The organism is Pseudomonas sp. LD120 (assembly GCF_009861525.1).
In the GTDB taxonomy this organism is placed as follows: Bacteria; Pseudomonadota; Gammaproteobacteria; order Pseudomonadales; family Pseudomonadaceae; genus Aquipseudomonas.
The window spans coordinates 191,192-211,082 of sequence record NZ_WVHL01000005.1; the positions used below are offsets into that span (position 1 = coordinate 191,192).

The window sequence follows — 19,891 nt, forward strand, 5'->3', positions numbered from 1 at the left end:
GCTCAAAACTCGTTTTGCAGGGCCTTGTAGCCACGCACCAGGTCGATGTTGGTGCGGGCCACGTCTTCGGAAAACTCCGAGGCGCTGATGCTCACCGGAGGGAATTGCGCCAAGTCGGTCTTGGGGCCGATGCGGGTGGTGGAGGGCACGTAGAAACCCTCGGGCAGGTCGCGGCCGTCCACCACCGAGTTGTGCCGGACCACGCTGCCGTTGCCCACCGCGCAGTTGAACAACACGCTGTTGAAGCCGATGAACACCCGGTCGCCGACCACGCAGGGGCCGTGGACGATGGAGCGGTGGGCGATGGAAGTGTGCTGACCGATGGTCACCGCCGCGCCGGATTTGGAGTGGATCACCACGCCGTCCTGGATGTTCGAGTTGGCGCCGATGGTGATGGCTTGCATCTGGCCGCTGGCGTCCACCTCGTCGGCGCGGATCACTGCGTAAGGGCCGACGAACACGTTGTCGCCGATCACCACCTTGCCGCAGATGATGGCGGTCTTGTCCACATAGGCAGATTCAGCGATCACCGGCAGGTCGCCGGAGGGGTTTTTACGAATCATGGCGCGAGTCCTTCAAGGGGGGAACTGATGACTTCCACCGCGCCATCGCGAAGGGCGTTGTAGAAACAGTTGGGGCGGCCGGTGTGGCAGGCCGGGCCCTGCTGATCCACCTGCAGCAATACGGTATCGCCGTCGCAGTCCAGGCGCGCTTCGATCAGGCGCTGGCGGTGGCCCGAGCTTTCGCCCTTGCGCCACAGGCACTGGCGCGAGCGCGACCAGTAGCAGACCTGACGGCTGGCGAGGGTTTCGGTCAACGCCTGGCGGTTCATCCAGGCCAGCATCAACACCTCGCCGCTGTCGTGTTGTTGGGCGATGGCGGCGATCAGGCCGTCGCTGTTCCAGGGCAGGGCGTCGAGCACGGCAGGCAGAGGCCAACGACTGCCCAGGGCGGCATTTTCTAGGTCCAGCAGCGACAGCGGCGGTTCGATCATGGTCGGCTCAGGGCGTCGTACAGGGTGTTGAGGTTGTATTCGAACAGGCCGATGAAGGTGCTGGCCGGGCCGCTGGCGGCGAGCGCGTCGGAGTACAAGGTGCCGCCGACATGAGCGCCGCTTTCGTCGGCGATCTGCTGGAGCAGGCGCGGGTTCTTGATGTTTTCCATGAACACTGCCTTGACCTTGGCGTGGCGGATCTGGGTGATCAGTGCGGCGACTTCGGCGGCCGAGGGTTCACGTTCGGTGGACAGTCCCTGGGGCGCCATGAAGTCGATGCCGTAGGCCTGGCCCAGGTAGCCGAAGGCATCATGGGAGGTGACAATCTTGCGGTTGCCCACAGGCAGGGCGCCGAGCTTGCTCTTGGCTTCGGCCAGCAAGCGATAGATCTGTTTCAAGTAGGCCTGACTGTTGTGCAGGTAGTCGTCCTGGTGGGTGGGATCGGCAGCGATCAGCGCCTGGGTGATGGTGTGCACATAGAGTTCGCTGTTGGCCAGGTTGTGCCAGGCGTGCGGGTCGGGAATCGGCTCGCCGTCTTCGTCCAGGGTGCGTGGAATCACCCCGCGACTGGCGGTGATTACCGGCGTCTGGCTGGCCGAGCTGGCCACCAGGCGATCCAGCCAGGGTTCGAAGCCCAGGCCGTTCTTGATGATCAGTCGGGCCTTGAGCAGGGCTTTGGCATCGTCTGGGGTTGGCTCGTAGGTGTGGGCGTCTTCATCGGCACCCACCAGGTTGGTGATCTGCACATGCTCACCGCCGACTTGTTGGGTCATGTCGGCGAGGATGCTGAAGCTGGTCACCACGGCCAGTTTGTCCTCGGCCTGGGCGGTGGCAAGGGACAACGACAGCAGCAGGCTGAACAGCACGAGTAGGGCGCGCATCGGGAAACACCTCATGGGGATGTGAGCAAGGGCGGGCGGTGCAGCAGGCCGTGCACCGGACCGAACACCACGGACAGCAGGTACAGCGCGCCCGCCACCAGTACGATGGCCGGTCCGCTGGGCAGTGAGTAATGAAAGGAGAGCAGCAGACCCAGCCAGACCGAGAGGCAACCGAACACGGCGGCAAGGCCGATCAGTAGCGGCAGGCGTCGGCTCCAGAAGCGCGAGGCGGCGGCAGGCAGCATCATCAAACCCACCACCATCAGCGCGCCGATGGCTTGAAAACCGATCACCAGATTGAGCACCACCAAGGTCAGAAACAGGCCGTGAGCCAGCGGACCCAGGCGGCTTACGCTGTGCAGGAACAACGGATCGAGGGTGTCCAGCAGCAGCGGTTTGTAGATCAGCGCCATGGCCAGCAGGCTGAACGCCGACACCAGCAACATGCCGTTCAGGGTAGGGCCATCTACGGCCAGGGCCGAGCCGAACAGCAGGTGCAACAGGTCCAGGCGCTTGCCGGCCAAGCCAAGAATCAGCACGCCGCTGGCCAGCGAAATGGGGTAAATGGCGGCGATGCTGGCGTCTTCTCGCAGGCCGGTACGGCGGGTGATCCAGGCGGCCAGACCGGCCATGCCCAGCCCGGCGCCGAGGCCTCCGAGGGTCAGCGCCGGCAGGCTCAAGCCGGCGAACCAGAAGCCCAGGGCCGCACCGGGGAGTATGCCGTGGGCCACGGCGTCGCCGATCAGGCTCATGCGGCGCAGGATCAGAAACACCCCCAAAGGCGCAACACTGCAAGCCAGTACCAGGCCGCCGAACAGCGCCCGGCGCATGAACACAAACTCGCTGAAGGGCTGCCAGAAATGCGCGGCGAGCTGCATCAAGCCACCTGCGCTTGAAGGGCTGGGCTGATCAGTTCTTGGCTGGGTGCCAAGACACAGCCGCTGCTGTGCACCAGCAAGGTCTGCGCGATGTGTTGGCGCACGGCAGCCAGGTCGTGACACACCACTAGCAGGGTGCGACCTTCGGCGTGCCAGCGATGCAGGTGTTGCCACAGCAGGGACTGGCCCAGCTCGTCGAGGGCGGCGTGAGGTTCATCCAGCATCAGCAATGGGGCTTCGGTCAGGCTCAGGCGCGCCAGCAGCGCGCGTTGCAGTTCACCGCCGGACAGGGCCATCAGGGGGCGTTTTTCCAGACCGCTCAGGCACCAGTCTTCGAGAGCCGCCTGGAGTTTGTAGGCGCGCGTCGGCGCGGTGTCGCGCTTGCCCCAGAAGCCGGCGGCCACCAGCTCTTGCAGGCTGATGGGAAACTGTCGATCAAGGTGTTGCTGTTGCGCTAGAAAGGCCAGGCCGCCAGGCTTTGGCGTCGCCAGCTCGACCTTGCCCGACAGCGGCTTTTGCAAGCCCGCGAGGACTTTCAACAGGCTGCTTTTGCCTGAGCCATTGGCGCCGATCACCGCGCTCAGGCTGCCGGCGGGCAGGTGCAGATCCAGAGGCGGGGTCAGTGGCTGCCCCGGCGCGCCCCAGCGTAAGGCTCGGCAGTTGATCATCAGAGCTCCCAGTTCCAGCGGCTTTCCGCCACAGCATCGTGTGCATGCAGGCTTTCTGCATGGACCACGCGCACGTGGAAAGCGTTGATCCCGGGGCTGCGGCGCAGGGCTTGATTCAAGCGTCGAACGGCGTCTTCGCAGAACATCAGGTTCTGCCCGTTGGCCAGGGCAAAGGCCTGTTCGTCGGCGCGTTTGACTGCGGTTTGCACCGCCGTGCCCAGGGCGTTTTCGGCGTCATTGATCACCGCAATCAGCGGCAGCTCATCCAGAAAATCGGCCAGCTGCAATCGCAGTTCGGCGTTGCTGCGCTGGCTATGGGGCGTGGCGACGATGCCTTGGCTTGATCCCAGCCAGGCCAGAACGTCGGCGTGCTGCAACGGGCGATGGGCGAAATCATCGACGAACTGCTGCTGAATCAACTGCCGGGCAAGGGCGGCTGAGCACGGGCAGGTTGAGGAATACGGCACGTCGATTTTTAGTTCCACGTGGAACATCGTGCCTTTCAACCGTGCTTCGAGGCTCAACGGATAGCGTTTCCAACCGGCCAAAGGGCTGACCAGAGCCGGACGTTTGAGCAGCAGATCCAGGTGAATTCGCAAGTAAGCGTTGTGGGACAAGCCTTGGTGGCTGTCGAGAAAACGCTGTAGCACCTGGCGCAGGAGCGCGGGGGTGAGGTTCTCCTGTTCCAGCATTTCCAGGGCCAGGTACAGGCGTGACATGTGAATGCCTCGGGCGCCACCATCATCCAGGCTGACCCCAGCGTCGGCTTTGGCGGCGATCCGTTGGCCGTCCATCACTACAGGTAAGGCAATGCCGCACATGCCCACCCACTCCAGGGGCAAGGCTTGGCCTGAGGCCTGCGCGGCGATATCCGGCAGAGTCAGCGCGTTCATGAACAGGTCCGTCGTTAGGAATATTTCGACATGTTATATTATAACAATATGCCTGATGGGAAATTTTTCCTCGGCGCCTCTTCACCTTGTCTTGTGAGTACGGACGCTCCTTTTATTGGCGGTATTTGTCATGCACCGACGTCAATTTCTCAACCTGCTGTTGGCCAGTACGGCCCTGATGTTGCCCTGGCGTGTGAGCGCCGCGCAGATCCGCAATGCGCGGCTGTGGAGCGATGCCGAAAAGCTGCGGCTGGTGCTCGATCTGAGCGGGCCGGTCCAGTACAAGACCTTCACTCTGAGTGCCCCGGAGCGCCTGATCATCGACATCAGCGGCGCTCGCCTGAGCGGCGATTTCAGCCAATTGCCCCTGGCCAGCACGGTGATCCGCTCGATCCGCTCCGGCCCCTTCGGTCTGGGCGATACGCGAATTGTTCTGGATCTGAGTGCGCCGGTGCAGTTCAACAGTTTTCTCTTGGCGCCCCAGGATGGACAGGGGCATCGCTTGGTCCTGGACCTGTCCAACCTTGGCAAGGGGGCGGCGCAGATCGCCGCGATGGCGCCTTTGGCCAAGCCCGGGGAGCCGGCGGACAAGGTACATCCCAAGCGCGACATCATCGTCGTGGTGGACCCCGGTCACGGCGGCAAGGACCCGGGCGCGGTGGGTGCCAAGGGTGAGCGGGAAAAGGATGTGGTGCTGTCCATTGCGCAACGACTGGCCAAGCGACTCAAGCGCGAGAAGGGCTTTGACGTGAAGCTGGTGCGCAATGACGATTTTTTCGTACCGCTGCGCAAGCGTGTGGAGATTGCGCGCAAGCATCAGGCCGACCTGTTCATCTCGGTGCATGCCGATGCTGCGCCACGACTCAGTGCGTCCGGCGCCTCGGTGTATGCCCTGTCTGAAGGGGGCGCGACCTCAGCCACCGCGCGTTTCATGGCTCAGCGGGAAAACGGCGCCGATCTGTTGGGCGCTACCCGTTTGCTCAATCTCAAGGACAAGGACCCGATGCTGGCCGGGGTGATTGTGGACATGTCGATGAACGCCACCATCGCCGCCAGTCTGCAATTGGGCAACACGGTGCTGGAGAGCCTGGCGGGGATCACCACCCTGCACCAGAAGCGTGTGGAACAGGCGGGTTTTGCGGTGCTCAAGTCACCGGACGTACCATCGATCCTGGTGGAAACCGGGTTTATCTCCAACCTTCGCGACAGCCGGCGGCTGGTGACCGCCCGTCACCAGCAGGCGATTGCCGATGGCCTGTTCAACGGCCTGCAACGTTATTTCGAGAAGAACCCGCCGGCCAACAGCTACCTGGCCTGGCTCCAGGAAGCCAAGAACACCCGCCCCGCGTAGGCGCCGGCTGCCGGCGAACAGGCCGGTGCGTGTTGTACCGTTCCCGAGAGCACCTTCGCCGGCAAGCCGGCTCCGTAGGGGACGGGAAAACGGGGCTAGCAGCCGCTGAGGCGGCTGCAGGTGAATTTGGCGCTGCTGCCACCGGAGCTGGAGAAGCGGTTGCGGGTGGTCCAGCCCACGCGCTGGCTGTAGCCCACCCAGGCTTCGCCATCGGACGCCAGGCCGGTGAAGAAGGTCAGTTGTCCATAGCGGCTGTTGGTCTGCGCCCAATAGCGTTTGCCGATCACTTCAAACCCCCGCAGGTAGGTGGTGCTGCCGGCGGTGGCGACACTGTAGGCGTTGCCCAGCGGATCGACGCAGGCCAGCAGGTTGGCGCTGCGGGTGCAGGTGGCCAGGGTACTGGGCACGGCGGCGACAGCGGGGCCGGCAAGCAGTATCAGGCTTGAAAACAGGGCGTTCAGGGCAAGGCGCATGGCGATTCTCGTAGCGACAGGGGCGCAGCATCGCGCCCTTCGTCGTGGGCGGCAAGAGAGGGTTGGCTAATTTGTGTCGTTATAATATAACATTTAATAAAGCCCGCCCCGTGACTTGCCATGACTGAACAAGAGCTCCTCGCCGAACCCGAAGCGCATTACATGAGCGACGCCCAGCAGGGCTTCTTCCGCGAACTGCTGCTGGCCCAGCGCAATGAGTTGCAGGAACGCATCGCCGCTGAATTCGACCTACTGCGCGAGCAGGAGCCTCACAGCGACCCCGCCGACATCGGCAGCGCCGAAGAGCAGCGGCAATGGCAACTGCGTCTGCTGGAGCGGGAAAAAAAGCTCCTGGACAAGATCGACGAAGCCTTGGAGCGCCTGGCCCGTGGCGAATACGGCTGGTGTCGTGACACCGGTGAGCCCATCGGCCTCAAGCGCCTGCTGCTACGGCCCACGGCCACCCTGTGCATCGAAGCCAAAGAACGCCAAGAGCTGCGCGAACGCCACCAACGGGCGCTTTGACCCGTCGCGAACCTGATGAGGAACCACCCATGACCAACCGTCTTCCCGTTACCGTGCTGTCCGGCTTTCTCGGCGCCGGCAAAAGCACCTTGCTCAATCACGTCCTGCGTAACCGCGACAACCTGCGGGTGGCGGTGATCGTCAACGACATGAGCGAAATCAACATCGACGGCAGCGAAGTGCAGCGCGATGTCAGCCTCAACCGCGCCGAAGAAAAACTCGTCGAGATGAGCAACGGCTGCATCTGCTGCACCCTGCGCGAGGACCTGCTGCAAGAGGTCGGCAAGCTGGCTCGCGACGGGCGTTTCGATTACCTGCTGATCGAGTCCACCGGCATCTCCGAGCCGCTGCCGGTGGCGGAAACCTTCACCTTCCGCGATGAGTCCGGCCAGAGCCTGACGGACATCGCCCGGCTCGACACCATGGTCACGGTGGTCGACGGCATGAACTTCCTGCTCGATTACCAAGCCGCGCAAAGCTTGGCCAGCCGTGGCGAAACCCTGGGGGAGGAGGATGAACGCTCGATCACCGACCTGCTGATCGAGCAGGTGGAATTTGCCGACGTGATCCTGGTCAGCAAGATTGACCTGATCAGTAGCGACGAGCGCCAGGAACTGATGGCGATCCTGGCGCGGCTCAACACCCAGGCAGAAATCATCCCGATGGTCATGGGGCAGGTGCCGCTGGCGAAGATTCTCAACACCGGGCGTTTCGACTTCGAGCGTGCGGCTCAGGCGCCGGGCTGGTTGCAGGAGTTGCGTGGCGAGCATGTGCCGGAAACCCAGGAGTACGGTATCGCGTCCCTGGCCTACCGGGCCCGGCGGCCGTTTCAGCCGCAGCGTTTCTTCAACTTCATCAACCGGCCCTGGGTCAACGGCAAGTTGCTGCGTTCCAAGGGCTTCTTCTGGCTGGCCAGCAAATATCAAGAGGCCGGCAGTTGGTCCCAGGCTGGTGGTCTGATGCGCCACGGTTTTGCCGGGCGCTGGTGGCGTTTTGTACCCAAGCAGCACTGGCCCCAGGACGAAGAAAGCAGCGCCGCGATCATGCAGAACTGGACCCCGGCCACCGGTGACTGCCGCCAGGAGCTGGTGTTCATCGGCCAGAACATCGACTTTGCCCGACTCAGTGCCGAACTGGACCTGTGCTTGTTGGACGACGATGAAATGGCCCTTGGGGTTGAAGGCTGGAGCCTGATGAGCGACCCCTTTGGCTCCTGGCATGACGAGGAGGCTGCTTGATGTTGACCCTGAGTACCCCGGTGACGCCGCTGCTGAACCCGCTGCCCGCCAAGGGGCTGTTGCTGCCCAGCGTGGTGCCTCTGGTCGCCCGGCGCCAGGCCATAGGCGCGACCCCGACGGTCCTGGCCGAGGTGCTGGAGGACGAGGTCAATCTTGGTCTTTGGCAGCGCCAGTTGCCGGCCCACATCGCCGATTTCGGTGAGCTGCTGCTGTCCCTCAACGAACCGCTGGCGGAGTCATTGTGCCTGGAGCTGGCTGATGAAGAGTCGCTGCCGAACCTGCGCGGCCTGGCTGCTGGGTTCAGTGACTTGCAGGGTTATGACGGCTTTATCGCCGACGTTGCCTGGCTGGTCGGCGCCTTTGCTTGTCTGCTGGGCGCCAAGCGTGTGGGGTTGCGTCTGCGGGTGCTGGATAAGGCCATGTGCCCACGCTTTCACGTGGACCATGTGCCGGTACGCCTGATCACCACCTATGCCGGGATTGGCAGCCAGTGGCTGCGCGAAGGTGTGATGGACCGTCGCCGGCTCGGACAGGCCGGGGCTGAACCTCGGGACCCGGGGTTGATCCAGCAGATTGGCAGCGGTGAAGTGGCGCTGTTCAAAGGCGAGAAATGGCACGGCAACGAAGGTTTCGGCCTGATCCACCGCTCGCCGCAGCCGGCCGCGGGCGACCGGCGATTGATCCTGACCCTTGATTGGCTGGGTTGACCCAGGCGTGTAGCCGCCGCCGAGCCTGAGAGGCTGCGCCAAGGTCCGCAGGACCTTCAGTGCGCTCAAGAACGGCGTCTCCTGCGACGTCGTTCTTGAGCGCGCGGATTTTCGCCCTGGCCGGGAAGGGCGTAGCATCACCCCACCCGCTACCGGAACCCCTTCCCATGCTGCAGAACATCCCCACCCACGTGATTGCGGGCCCCTTGGGCGCCGGCAAGACCAGCCTGATCCGTCATCTGCTGAGTCAGCGTCCGGCCAACGAGCGCTGGGCGGTGTTGATCAACGAGTTCGGCCAGATCGGTCTGGATGCAGCCTTGCTGACTCGCGACGAAGACGGCATCGCGCTGGGCGAAGTGGCCGGTGGCTGCCTGTGCTGCGTCAACGGCGCGCCGTTTCAGGTCGGGCTCGGCCGCTTGCTGCGCAAGGCCAAGCCGGACCGCTTGTTCATTGAGCCGTCCGGCCTCGGCCACCCGGCGCAGTTGCTCAAGCAACTGCGCGTGGCCCCCTGGACAGGTGTGTTGGCGGTACAACCCTGCGTGCTGGTGCTGGACGCCCAGGCGCTGGCCGCCGGCAAAGCGTTGCCTCAGGCCCAGCAGGATGCACTGTGCAGCGCGGGGTTGCTGGTGCTGAACAAGGACGAATTGCTGAGCGACAGTGATCGCCTGCGGGTGCTGGAGCAACTGCCGGATACTCCGTTGTTCTGGACTCGTCATGCCGCCTTGCCCCTGGCCGAACTGCCGGGTCTGACGATCACGGCCGAAGTGGCAAGTGAACCGTTCGAACTGCCCCGGGGGCTGGCGCAATTGCCGGCGCTCTGGGCTGACCCTGCGTTGCCGATCTGCCTCAGTCAGGCCCAGGAGGATGGCTGGAGCATCGGCTGGCGCTGGCACCCGAGCCAGCAGTTCGATCTGGCCCGGGTCGATCACTGGCTGCAGAACCTCGACTGGCGCCGGGCCAAACTGGTGATTCACAGCGACCAGGGTTGGCGCTCGGGCAACGGGCTGGATAACTCACCGCTCAACTGGCTGCCCAGTGAGTGGCGTCGTGATTCGCGTCTGGAGTTGATCTTCAGTGCGCTTCAGGACGTTGCCGCGCTACAAGCCAGCCTCAGCGCTTGCCGCCTGTAGGCACCGGCGAGCCGGCGCATCTTACGGCTTGAACTTGCGATGTTCTTCGCGCCACTGACTGAGTTCGATCACTTCGGCGCTGGGTGGGGGCTCCTTGGCTTCAAACGGGTAGGGCGCCAGCTCGATATGGGCGCTGTGGGCGCCGAACTGGGTGATGGTTCCGGAGTGGCGGGCTTCGCCGGTCACGGTGAATTCGAAGGTGTAGATTCGCGCCAGGCGTCGGCGACCATTGGCGTCCTTGACCAGGCCGATGCGCTTGAGCGCGACGTTGTCGTCCAGCAACTCGATACCCAGCCGCGAGCAGTGTTGCTTGACCCGCTCCAGCGCCCGCTCGCGCAGGCCATGGTTGTGCCACAGCCAAGCGGCGCCGGTCGCCAGCAGCATCAGCACAAAGATGTTTCCAAGGGTCAGCATGAGGGTTCGCTCCAACGAAGTGGCGTCAGCTTAACTGCGTCTTCGGTCTGTCGTACAGGCTGCGTTTAGTCGCATACTGCGCGGCTTGAATTCCACCGGTTTTATGGAAAATCCTGCATGAAACGTACGCCTCATCTGCTCGCGATCCAGTCCCATGTGGTTTTCGGCCACGCCGGTAACAGTGCTGCGGTGTTTCCCATGCAGCGGGTCGGGGTGAATGTCTGGCCCCTGAATACCGTGCAGTTCTCCAACCACACTCAGTATGGTCAGTGGACGGGAGAAGTGCTGGCGCCTCATCAGATTCCCGAGTTGGTGGAAGGTATCGCCGCCATCGGCGAGCTGGGCAACTGCGATGCAATCCTCTCCGGCTACCTGGGCAGCGCGGCCCAGGGCCGGGCGATTCTCAGCGGCGTGGCGCGGATCAAGGCGGTCAATCCCAAAGCCCTGTACCTGTGCGACCCGGTGATGGGCCATCCGGAGAAGGGCTGCAGCGTGCCGGCCGAAGTCAGCGACTTTCTGCTGGATGAGGCGGTGGCCATGGCCGACTTGCTGTGCCCCAACCAGCTGGAGCTGGACAGCTTCTGCGCCCGCAAGCCGCAGTCGCTGCTCGATTGTTTGGCCATGGCGCGCTCACTGCTGGAGAGAGGCCCCAAGGCGGTGCTGGTCAAGCACCTGGACTATCCGGGCAAGCAGGCTGATGGTTTCGAGATGCTGCTGGTAACCGCCGAGGGCAGTTGGCACTTGCGGCGTCCGTTGCTGGCGTTCCCGCGGCAGCCGGTGGGGGTGGGCGACCTGACGTCAGGCCTGTTCCTGGCCCGGGTGCTGTTGGGTGACAGCCTGGTGGCGGCGTTCGAATTCACTGCCGCGGCGGTGCATGAAGTGCTGCTGGAAACCCAGGCCTGCGCCAGCTACGAGCTGGAATTGATGCGGGCCCAGGACCGCATTGCCCATCCGCGAGTACGGTTCGAGGCCACGCCGATCGGCTTCTGATGGCGACCGGCGGGCGTTGAGTCAGGCCTGCTCGGAGAACTGCACCGTCGGCGCCGGCTGACGGAAGCCCCGGGTGTGCACACCCAGGTACGCCAGGCCGAGGGCGAACCAGGCCAGGCCAATCCCCAGGGTCAGGGCCGAAAGGCTGGTCCACAGCCAGACGATCAGGCCACAGCCGATCAGCGGCAGCAGGCCGTACTGCAGCAGTCGCGCCCCCGTGCGCGGCTGGCCCTGGCCCAGATGGCTCTTGATCACCGCCAGGTTGACCACCGAGAACGCCACCAGCGCGCCGAAGCTGATCATCGACGCCAGGGTGGTGAGGTCGATGACCACCGCCAGCAACGACACCAGCGACACCAGGACAATCGCGCTCACCGGGGTCTTGTAGCGTTCGGACAAGGTGCCGAACAGCCGCCGAGGCAGGATGCCGTCGCGGCCCATGCTGAACAGGATGCGCGACACCGAAGCCTGGGACGCCAGGGCCGAGCCGGCGGCGCCGGCGACATAGGTGGCGGTGAAGAACATCTCCAGGAAGCGTCCGCCGGCGTGCAGCATCACCTCGCTGGCCGCCGAGTCGGCGTCCTTGAAGCCGCTGCCGGGGAAGGCCAACTGGCTGGTCATGGCCAGCAGGATGAACAGCAGGCCCGCCCCCAGCGTGGTGATGACGATGGCTCGGGGGATGTCCCGGCGCGGGTCGCGGGTTTCCTCGGCCAGGGTCGATACCGCGTCAAAGCCGAGGAACGACAGGCACAGCACCGCTGCCCCGGCCATCAATGGCAACAGGCCGGTCTGAGTGCCGTCGCCGACCCAGGGCGCGCTCAGGTCCAGGCTCTCGGCCCCGGCCAACTGGCTCAGCACCAGAGCCACGAACACCACCACGAACACCATCTGCGCGCAGACGATCAGGTTGCTCATGCTCGACACCGAGCCGATGCCGCGAATGTTCAGCAGGGTCACCAGGCTGAGGGTCGCCACCACGAAGACCCAGGCCGGCACGGCGGGAAAGGCCAGGTTGAGAAACAGGCCGATCACCAGGTAGTTGATCATTGGCAGAAACAGGTAATCCAGCAGCAGCGACCAGCCGGCAAGAAAGCCGATCCCCGGTCCGAAGCTGAGGCTGGCATAGGAATAGGCCGAGCCGGCGATCGGGTATTTCTTGACCATGACGCTGTAGGACAGGGCGGTGAAGAGCATGGCGAACAGGGTCACGACATAGGCGGCGGCCGTTCGTCCGCCAGTGATCTGGGTGACCACGCCGTAGGTGGTGAAGACGGTCAGCGGGACCATGTACACCAGGCCGAAGAACACCAGGGCCGGCAGGCCGAGGATGCGCCGCAGGGAGGTGCCCTGGGCACTGTGAGTGAAATCACCGGGGACGAGGGCGGACTTGTCGGAGAGCGTATTGGCGCTGGGCATTGTTATTGTTCTCACGCGTTCGTGGATTCGAAGGCTCCCCAAACGGGGAGTGCGCTTGTGCCTTGCCCAATGATTCTGGCAGCGGTGCCCCTGGGGCATAACTCTCTATGTGGTCAAAAAGGGATGGATGTGGCCATTCGGGATGACCGCAGAAGACTGCCTGAAGCGACAGCGGCAGAGCAGGGCGAGCGCGGGAGGCTCTGCAGGAGGGGGGGATGGGACCGTCCGTGGTCCGGCTGAATCAGCGCGTGTGCCCGAGGGTCACGGGCCGTCGGCCTTGATTTCCCGGTAGCGTTGTTCCAGTTCCTGACGGATCTGCCGGCGCTGCTGGGCCTGGATGTAGCGGCGCTTGCCGTCGGCGCTCTCGGGCTGCAGCGGCGGCACCGGGGCCGGTTTGCGCTGGTCGTCCACCGCCACCATGGTGAAGAAGCAGCTGTTGGTGTGGCGCACCGAGCGCTCGCGGATGTTCTCGGTCACCACCTTGATGCCCACCTCCATGGAGGTGTTGCCGGTGTAGTTGACCGAGGCCAGGAAGGTCACCAGTTCGCCGACATGCACCGGCTCGCGGAAGATCACCTGGTCCACCGACAAGGTCACCACGTAGCGCCCGGCATAACGGCTGGCGCAGGCGTAGGCGACTTCGTCGAGGTACTTGAGCAGGGTGCCGCCGTGGACATTGCCAGAGAAGTTGGCCATGTCGGGGGTCATCAATACCGTCATCGACAGCTGGGCGTTTCCGGGTTCCATAGCACGCTCACGGTTCTGGGCAGGAGGGTCGAGAGCACCTCTGCGGGTGCTATACGAAGAGTTTTCAACGCATCGATAACGGGACGCCGGGCTGCGCCACGCCGTCACGCTCAAGTGCATCTGTTTCCATATATTGCACCGCCTTTCTGCCACAAGTCGCAGTGTTAACCTGCAAAACACCCGTTTCAGGGCATTTTCCGATAACTATTCAGGATATTTCCTACTGCCGACCAGAGCATTTTATTAGGCGATTTGCGCCGCCCAGCATTCAAGGAGAACCCTGACCATGCATGCCATCAGCTTCATTCAGGATCTGGCCGTGATCATGTTGGTCGCAGGCGTGGTGACCATTCTCTTTCATCGATTCAAGCAGCCTGTGGTGCTGGGCTACATCGTTGCCGGCTTCATCATCGGCCCGCACACGCCGCCTTTCGGCCTGATCCACGACGAGCAGACCATCAAGACCCTGGCGGAGTTGGGGGTGATTTTCCTGATGTTCTGCCTGGGGCTGGAGTTCAGCCTGCGCAAGCTGTTCAAGGTCGGGGCCACGGCGTTTATCGCGGCCTTCCTGGAAATCGTCCTGATGATCTGGATCGGCTACGAGATCGGTCGCTGGTTCGATTGGAGCACCATGGATTCGCTGTTCCTCGGCGCGATCCTGGCCATTTCCTCCACCACCATCATCGTCAAGGCGCTCAATGACTTGAAGATGAAGAACGAGCGCTTCGCGCAATTGATCTTTGGCGTGCTGATCGTCGAGGACATTCTCGGCATCGGCATCATCGCCTTGCTGTCGAGTATCGCGGTCAGTGGCACGGTGAGTTCCGGCGAGGTGTTTTCCACGGTCGGCAAGCTCTCGTTGTTCATGGTCGTGGCGCTGGTGATCGGCATTCTGCTGGTGCCGCGCCTCTTAGCCTACGTGGCCAGGTTCGACAGCAACGAGATGCTGCTGATCACGGTGCTGGGGCTGTGTTTCGGCTTCTGCCTGCTGGTGGTGAAGCTGGAGTACAGCATGGTCCTGGGCGCCTTCCTGATCGGTGCGATCATGGCCGAGTCCCGCCAGTTGCTGAAGATCGAGCGGCTGATTGAACCGGTTCGCGACCTGTTCAGCGCCATCTTCTTCGTCGCCATCGGGCTGATGATCGACCCGCAGATTCTCTGGCAATACGCTTGGCCGATTGCCGTGATCAGCGTGGCGGTGGTGCTGGGCAAGATGCTGTCCTGCGGTCTGGGTGCCTTTATCGCCGGCAACGACGGACGGACCTCGCTGCGGGTGGGTATGGGCCTGTCACAGATTGGTGAATTTTCGTTCATCATCGCCGCCCTGGGCATGACCCTGCAGGTCACCAGCGACTTCCTCTATCCGGTAGCGGTTGCGGTATCGGCCGTTACCACCTTGTTGACGCCGTACCTGATTCGAGCCGCCGATCCGTTGTCGCTGAAGCTGGCGGGGGTGCTGCCTAAGCGCTTGAGCCGGGTGCTGAGCCTGTACGGTGAGTGGTTGCGCAGTATCCAGCCTCAGGGCGAGGGCGCGCTGTTGGCGTCGATGATTCGTAAGATCCTCCTGCAAGTCGGGGTGAACCTGGCGCTGGTGGTGGCGATCTTCTTTTCCGGCGGCTATTTCGCCAAGCGCATTGGCGCGTATCTAGCGGACTGGATAGCCGAACCAAGCTGGCAAAAGGCGTTGATCTGGGGCGCAGCCTTGCTGCTGTCGCTGCCGTTCCTGATTGCTGCGTACCGCAAGCTCAAGGCGCTGTCGATGTTGCTGGCGGAGATGGGGGTCAAGGCGGAAATGGCCGGGCGCCACACTCAGCGGGTGCGTCGGGTGATTGCCGAGGTGATCCCGATTCTGTCGTTGCTGGTGATTTTCCTGCTGCTGGCGGCGCTGTCGTCGAGCATCCTGCCGACCCTGGAGTTGCTGGTTTTGATCGCCGTGGTGGCGGCAGCGGTGGCGGCGGTGCTCTGGCGTTGGTTCATCCGCGTACATACGCGAATGCAGGTGGCGCTGATCGAAACCTTTGATCACAGCAAGGACAACAGTGGCCACTGACCTTGCCGCTCGCCAGCCGGGCGCTGGCGAGTCGGTTCAAACAGGGGGGGTACTCAGCTTTCCAGCCACACGTCCCGCGCCCAGTGCCACACCGATTCCCAGGACTCTTCGGTGATCAGCTCTTCCTCGCCGGACCACAGCACCACGGTGCCGTCTTCTTCGACGCAGTAGTAGTCGTCACCGTCCTGGCAGATCGGGATCAGCTCACGTGGTACGCCCAGGTCCCAGGCGGTCGCGGCCACTTCCGGCAGGTAGGTATGGGATTGCGGGTCGGTGGTGGTGACTGGCTCCAGGCTGCCGTAAACCACATCGCTGACCGTCAACAGGAACTCTTTGAAGACGAACGGGATATTGATGAACAGCTGTTCCTCAATTTCCACCAGCAGGTCTTCGTCCGGCAGTTCCAGGGGGACGGGTACCGGTTCGTTGGCTTCACGGAGTTGTTCGATGACTTCTTCCACGGCCTGGGTCCTCTTAGCTCAATGGCGCGGTTGTTTGACGGCGGTTTATACAGTAGCTCGCTATAAGTGCAATCGTGAAATGCAAAACCCCGACCTGAGTCGGGGTTTTGCCTTACTGCTGTGACAACGGCATGCATCAACCGTTCTGGCGAATACCTGCCACCAGCCATGGCTGGTTGTCGCCCTGGGCGCGTTCCATGTTCCAGCTTTCGCTGAACGCTTCGCCCTGGTCGAAGCGCGAAGTCTTCGAGACACCGCTGAAGGTCAGGGTGGCGATGGTCTTGTCGGCACGGTCATCCACGCCTTCCAGCTGCACTTGCAGGTTGTCGATGTAGGTGGACTGGAAGCCGTCGCCCAGATCGGTACGTTCCTGCTTGAGGAACTGCAGCATCTGCGGGGTGACGAACTCGGCGATCTTGTCCATTTCGTTGGCGTCCCAGTGTTGCTGCAGGGACTGGAAGTGGTTGCGCGCGGCTTCGATGAAGCGCTCTTCATTGAACCAGGCCGGAGCGTTGATCACCGGACGCGCAGCAGGCGCGGCCGAGCCACCGAAGATCGAGCCGCCAGCCGGTGGCTGAGGTTCGAAGGCCTCACGCTGCATGGGCGCATGACCTGCCGGAGCGAATTGCTCCTGCTGCTTGCGACGACGTGCGGCGATGAAGCGGAAGATCACAAAGGCGATGACCGCCATGATCAGGATGTCGAAGATCTGCATGCCCTGGAAGCCGTCACCCATGAACATGGAGGCCAGCAGGCCGCCGGCGGCGATACCGGCCAGAGGGCCGAGCCAGCGTGAAGCACCACCCGCCTTGGCCGCGGCACCGGCTGCGCCAGCGGTGGCAGCAGCGGGAGCGCCCGGAGTGGCGGGCGCCGCCTGGCGAGTTTGGTGAGTGGGCGCCGCGCCGGCACTTTTGCCGCCACCAAAGCGCTTGGCGTTGGCGTCGAGGCTCATTGTCAGGCCGATGCACAGCGCCATGGCGATGCTAAGAAAACGTTTCATAAAGGGGTCTCATTGTGGATGGCACGCGCGCCATAGTGCACAGGTGGCGTATCAGTGGCGAGCGGCATAATGTTTCGGGCTTTTGCCTGACAGGCTGGGTTCAGTTTTACCCGGCGTCAGGCTCGTCGATGTGCTGTTTAGGCGTCGGGATGCGTTTGTGGGGGCTTGCGAAGTGCTTCAGCGTCGCAGTGCCAGCAGCACCACGCCTGCGGTAATCAGGCCGATTCCGACCCATTGCCGCAGATCGAGTCGTTCTCCCAGCAGCGCCACGCCGATGAGGGCGACCAACACCACGCTGAGTTTGTCCACGGGGGCCACCAGCGAAGCAGGACCTAGTTTCAGGGCGCGGAAGTAACACAGCCAGGACGCGCCGGTGGCCAGCCCCGAGAGCAGCAGGAACAGGTAGCTCTTGGCGGAAATTGATCCCAACGACTGATATTGGCCCGTTGCGTACAAAATCAGCGCCAGGCTCACCAGCACCACCACGGTGCGCAGCAGGGTAGCGAAGTCTGAATTGACGTTCTCGATGCCGACTTTGGCAAAGATCGCCGTTAACGCCGCGAAGGTCGCTGACAACAGGGCCCAGAATGTCCATGAGGAAAAAAAGCCTGAACCCATGTTCGCACTGCCTTTTCTGCACTGACCTGGAGGCGCCGGCGAATCGGCGAAGGGGTGCTTCGCCAGTGAGATTCGCCGGTACGCCGGCCCCTGCGGTCGGGTGGGGTTAGATGGCTTCCAGCTTGGCGTAGCCGAGCATCAGCCATTTGCTGCCTTCACTGAAGTTGACCTGGACCCGGGCCTGGGCACCGGCGCCTTCGAAATTGAGGATCACCCCGTCTCCGAACACCGAGTGCCGTACCGCCTGGCCCAGGCTCAGGCCGGTGTCCGGAATCTCGCTGCCGCCAAACAGGCTGCTGGTGCTCCGCGACTGGCCACCGCCGAAAGGCCGGCTGACGCTGTTGGACAGGCGCACTTCCTGGATCAGCCCCTTGGGCACCTCGCGGACGAAGCGCGACACCTTGTTGTAGGTCTCGCTGCCGTACAGGCGACGGGTTTCCGCGTAGGTCATCACCAGGTTCTGCATGGCCCGGGTGATGCCCACGTAGGCCAGACGGCGTTCTTCCTCAAGACGGCCGGGCTCCTCCAGGCTCATCTTGTGCGGGAACAGGCCTTCTTCCATGCCCACCAAGAACACGTAGGGGAACTCCAGGCCTTTGGCGCTGTGCAGGGTCATCAACTGCACGCTGTCTTCGTGCTCGTCGGCCTGGGTGTCGCCGGCTTCCAGGGAGGCGTGGCCGAGGAAGGCCGCCAGGGGGGTCAGATCCTCGTCTTCTTCGGTGTTTTCGAAGTTGCGCGCAGCGCTCACCAGTTCTTCAAGGTTTTCCACCCGGGCCTGACCTTTTTCGCCTTTTTCCGCTTCGTGGTAGGCGATCAGCCCTGACTGCTCGATCACCGTCTGAGTCATCAGGTGCAGGGGCATTTCCAGGGTCTTGGCGGCGAGGTTCTCGATCAGTTCGATGAAGGCCCCAAGGGCGCCGGCCGCGCGACCGGTCAGGCCTTTATTGGCCACCAGTTGGCGCATGGCTTCCCACATCGACACATCGGCGTGGCGGGCGTGGTCGCGAATGGCTTCGACGGTCTTCTCGCCGATGCCCCGGGCCGGCACGTTGATCACCCGCTCCAGGGCCGCGTCGTTGCCACGGCCTTCCAGCAAGCGCAGGTAAGCCATGGCGTTCTTGATTTCGGCCCGCTCGAAGAAGCGCTGGCCGCCATAGATGCGGTACGGAATGCGCTCGCGCAGCAGAGCTTCTTCCAGCACCCGGGATTGGGCGTTGGAGCGATAGAGAATGGCGATGTCGCTGCGGGCCATGCCGGTTTTCAGCGCGCTCTCGATGGTTTCCACCACGTAGCGGGCTTCATCGTGCTCGTTGAAGGCGGCGTACAGGTTGATGGCTTCGCCGTCACCGCCGTCGGTCCACAGCTCCTTGCCCAGGCGCCCGGTGTTGTTGGCGATCAGGGCGTTGGCGGCCTTGAGGATGCCGGCGGTGGAGCGGTAGTTTTGCTCCAGGCGGATCACTTCGGTGTCCGGGAAGTCGGCGGAATACTGATGGATGTTCTCGATTTTCGCCCCGCGCCAGCCGTAGATCGACTGGTCGTCGTCGCCCACCACCATCAGGCTGTCGCCACCCTGGGCCAGCAGCCGCAGCCAAGCGTATTGCACGGCGTTGGTGTCCTGGAACTCGTCCACCAGCACGTGGCGGAAACGCTTCTGATAGTGCGCCAGCAAACCGGGGTGGTCGCGCCACAGGTCCAGGGCGCGCAGCAGCAGTTCGGAGAAATCGATGACCCCGGCACGCAGGCACGCGGCCTCGTAGGCCTCATAGATGCTGCGCATGGTGGCCAGGAACAGGTCGCCGCTGGCCTGGATATGTTGCGGGCGCAGGCCCTCGTCTTTCTGGCCGTTGATGAACCACTGGGCCTGACGGGCCGGCCAGCGTTGTTCGTCCAGGCCCAGCTCGCGGATCACCCGCTTGACCAGGCGTTGCTGGTCGTCGCTGTCGAGGATCTGGAAGGTCTGGCTCAGGCCCGCTTCCTGCCAGTGGGCCCGCAACAGGCGGTGGGCCAGGCCGTGGAAGGTGCCGACCCACATGCCCGCCGGGTTGATGCCCAGCAGTTGTTCGATGCGGTGGCGCATCTCGGCGGCGGCCTTGTTGGTGAAGGTCACCGACAGGATCGAGTGGGGCGAGGCATTTTCGACCTGGATCAACCAGGCGATACGGTGCACCAGCACACGGGTTTTGCCGGAGCCAGCACCGGCCAGGACCAACTGACGACCCACGGAGGCGGCTACGGCCTGGCGTTGGGCATCGTTGAGGGAGTTCAACAGGAGGGAGAGATCATCGCGCATCGGGGCATTCTAGGGGGCCGCGTCACCCCGGGCAAACCCGGCTTTGCATAAGCCGATAAAACAACGCTTGAGGACGACTGGCGAGTCACAGGCTGCAGCCATGGGTGCTGCCCGGCTGGACACTTTCCAGATCGATTGCGCCAGGATTTGTTTTATCGGTTTTATGA

At 63.3% G+C, this 19,891-nt stretch carries 21 protein-coding genes; 7 read left to right on the forward strand and 14 right to left on the reverse strand.

Annotation, left to right across the window (positions count from 1 at the left end; genetic code table 11):
• Positions 1-2: 2 nt before the first annotated feature.
• The 6 genes from PLD_RS15165 to folE2 are packed head-to-tail and all read right to left on the reverse strand — an operon-like array spanning position 3 to position 4,314.
• Complete coding sequence (locus tag PLD_RS15165) at positions 3-563, reverse strand: carbonate dehydratase (protein ID WP_159894043.1); 561 nt, start codon at positions 561-563, stop codon at positions 3-5.
• Complete coding sequence (gene hisI / locus PLD_RS15170) at positions 560-994, reverse strand: phosphoribosyl-AMP cyclohydrolase (RefSeq protein ID WP_159894045.1); 435 nt, start codon at positions 992-994, stop codon at positions 560-562. The genes PLD_RS15165 and hisI overlap by 4 nt, the downstream gene beginning before the upstream one ends.
• Positions 991-1,875, reverse strand: coding sequence for a metal ABC transporter substrate-binding protein (locus tag PLD_RS15175; RefSeq protein ID WP_159894047.1), 885 nt, complete (start codon positions 1,873-1,875; stop codon positions 991-993). Before PLD_RS15175 ends, hisI begins: the two co-directional genes overlap by 4 nt.
• Positions 1,876-1,886: 11 nt before the next feature.
• Positions 1,887-2,753 (reverse strand): metal ABC transporter permease, encoded by an 867-nt coding sequence (locus PLD_RS15180; protein WP_159894049.1) that lies wholly within the window; start codon positions 2,751-2,753, stop codon positions 1,887-1,889.
• Positions 2,753-3,421 (reverse strand): metal ABC transporter ATP-binding protein, encoded by a 669-nt coding sequence (locus tag PLD_RS15185; RefSeq protein ID WP_159894051.1) that lies wholly within the window; start codon positions 3,419-3,421, stop codon positions 2,753-2,755. The genes PLD_RS15180 and PLD_RS15185 overlap by 1 nt, the downstream gene beginning before the upstream one ends.
• Positions 3,421-4,314 (reverse strand): GTP cyclohydrolase FolE2, encoded by an 894-nt coding sequence (folE2, locus tag PLD_RS15190; protein ID WP_159894053.1) that lies wholly within the window; start codon positions 4,312-4,314, stop codon positions 3,421-3,423. Before folE2 ends, PLD_RS15185 begins: the two co-directional genes overlap by 1 nt.
• Before the next feature lie 130 nt (positions 4,315-4,444).
• Here folE2 and PLD_RS15195 point away from each other — a divergent pair, with 130 nt between their 5' ends.
• Positions 4,445-5,665 (forward strand): N-acetylmuramoyl-L-alanine amidase, encoded by a 1,221-nt coding sequence (locus tag PLD_RS15195; protein WP_159894055.1) that lies wholly within the window; start codon positions 4,445-4,447, stop codon positions 5,663-5,665.
• Positions 5,666-5,760: 95 nt separating this feature from the next.
• Here the strand turns inward: PLD_RS15195 and PLD_RS15200 are convergent, their stop codons facing one another.
• Positions 5,761-6,138 carry a glutamine synthetase gene (locus PLD_RS15200; RefSeq protein WP_159894057.1) on the reverse strand — a complete coding sequence of 126 codons (378 nt, stop codon included), beginning with the start codon at positions 6,136-6,138 and terminating at the stop codon, positions 5,761-5,763.
• A gap of 120 nt (positions 6,139-6,258) precedes the next feature.
• On the opposite strand from PLD_RS15200, the gene dksA reads away from it, so the two are divergent.
• From dksA to PLD_RS15220, 4 genes are all read left to right on the forward strand, one after another.
• Positions 6,259-6,663: an RNA polymerase-binding protein DksA gene (dksA, locus tag PLD_RS15205; protein WP_159894059.1), complete on the forward strand. Its 405-nt coding sequence runs from the start codon at positions 6,259-6,261 to the stop codon at positions 6,661-6,663.
• Between the two features lie 29 nt (positions 6,664-6,692).
• Entirely contained in the window at positions 6,693-7,901 is a 1,209-nt protein-coding gene (gene zigA / locus PLD_RS15210) for a zinc metallochaperone GTPase ZigA (RefSeq protein WP_159894061.1), read from the forward strand.
• Positions 7,901-8,608, forward strand: a complete 708-nt coding sequence (locus PLD_RS15215; protein WP_159894063.1) for a DUF1826 domain-containing protein — start codon at positions 7,901-7,903, stop codon at positions 8,606-8,608. Before zigA ends, PLD_RS15215 begins: the two co-directional genes overlap by 1 nt.
• A 167-nt stretch (positions 8,609-8,775) precedes the next feature.
• Positions 8,776-9,738 (forward strand): GTP-binding protein, encoded by a 963-nt coding sequence (locus PLD_RS15220; protein ID WP_159894065.1) that lies wholly within the window; start codon positions 8,776-8,778, stop codon positions 9,736-9,738.
• A 21-nt stretch (positions 9,739-9,759) separates the two neighbouring features.
• Here the strand turns inward: PLD_RS15220 and PLD_RS15225 are convergent, their stop codons facing one another.
• Complete coding sequence (locus PLD_RS15225) at positions 9,760-10,152, reverse strand: DUF3301 domain-containing protein (protein WP_159894068.1); 393 nt, start codon at positions 10,150-10,152, stop codon at positions 9,760-9,762.
• 117 nt (positions 10,153-10,269) lie between these two features.
• Here PLD_RS15225 and pdxY point away from each other — a divergent pair, with 117 nt between their 5' ends.
• The gene (gene pdxY, locus PLD_RS15230; RefSeq protein WP_159894070.1) at positions 10,270-11,142 is read left to right on the forward strand and encodes a pyridoxal kinase PdxY; all 873 of its coding nucleotides are present in this window, start codon (positions 10,270-10,272) and stop codon (positions 11,140-11,142) included.
• Between the two features lie 21 nt (positions 11,143-11,163).
• On the opposite strand, the gene PLD_RS15235 is transcribed toward pdxY, so the two are convergent.
• On the reverse strand, positions 11,164-12,558 hold the full coding sequence (locus tag PLD_RS15235) for an APC family permease (RefSeq protein ID WP_159894072.1): 1,395 nt from the start codon (positions 12,556-12,558) through the stop codon (positions 11,164-11,166).
• A 261-nt stretch (positions 12,559-12,819) separates the two neighbouring features.
• On the reverse strand, positions 12,820-13,305 hold the full coding sequence (locus PLD_RS15240) for an acyl-CoA thioesterase (RefSeq protein ID WP_159894074.1): 486 nt from the start codon (positions 13,303-13,305) through the stop codon (positions 12,820-12,822).
• A gap of 286 nt (positions 13,306-13,591) precedes the next feature.
• On the opposite strand from PLD_RS15240, the gene PLD_RS15245 reads away from it, so the two are divergent.
• Entirely contained in the window at positions 13,592-15,355 is a 1,764-nt protein-coding gene (locus PLD_RS15245; protein WP_159894076.1) for a cation:proton antiporter, read from the forward strand.
• A 53-nt stretch (positions 15,356-15,408) separates the two neighbouring features.
• Here PLD_RS15245 and PLD_RS15250 read toward each other — a convergent pair whose 3' ends face one another.
• From PLD_RS15250 to uvrD, 4 genes are all read right to left on the reverse strand, one after another.
• Positions 15,409-15,816 (reverse strand): SMI1/KNR4 family protein, encoded by a 408-nt coding sequence (locus PLD_RS15250; protein WP_159894078.1) that lies wholly within the window; start codon positions 15,814-15,816, stop codon positions 15,409-15,411.
• 136 nt (positions 15,817-15,952) lie between these two features.
• Complete coding sequence (locus PLD_RS15255; RefSeq protein ID WP_159894080.1) at positions 15,953-16,816, reverse strand: Tim44 domain-containing protein; 864 nt, start codon at positions 16,814-16,816, stop codon at positions 15,953-15,955.
• Between the two features lie 177 nt (positions 16,817-16,993).
• On the reverse strand, positions 16,994-17,434 hold the full coding sequence (locus PLD_RS15260; protein ID WP_159894082.1) for an EamA family transporter: 441 nt from the start codon (positions 17,432-17,434) through the stop codon (positions 16,994-16,996).
• A 106-nt stretch (positions 17,435-17,540) separates the two neighbouring features.
• Positions 17,541-19,724: a DNA helicase II gene (uvrD, locus tag PLD_RS15265; protein WP_159894084.1), complete on the reverse strand. Its 2,184-nt coding sequence runs from the start codon at positions 19,722-19,724 to the stop codon at positions 17,541-17,543.
• Between the last annotated feature and the right edge of the window lie 167 nt (positions 19,725-19,891).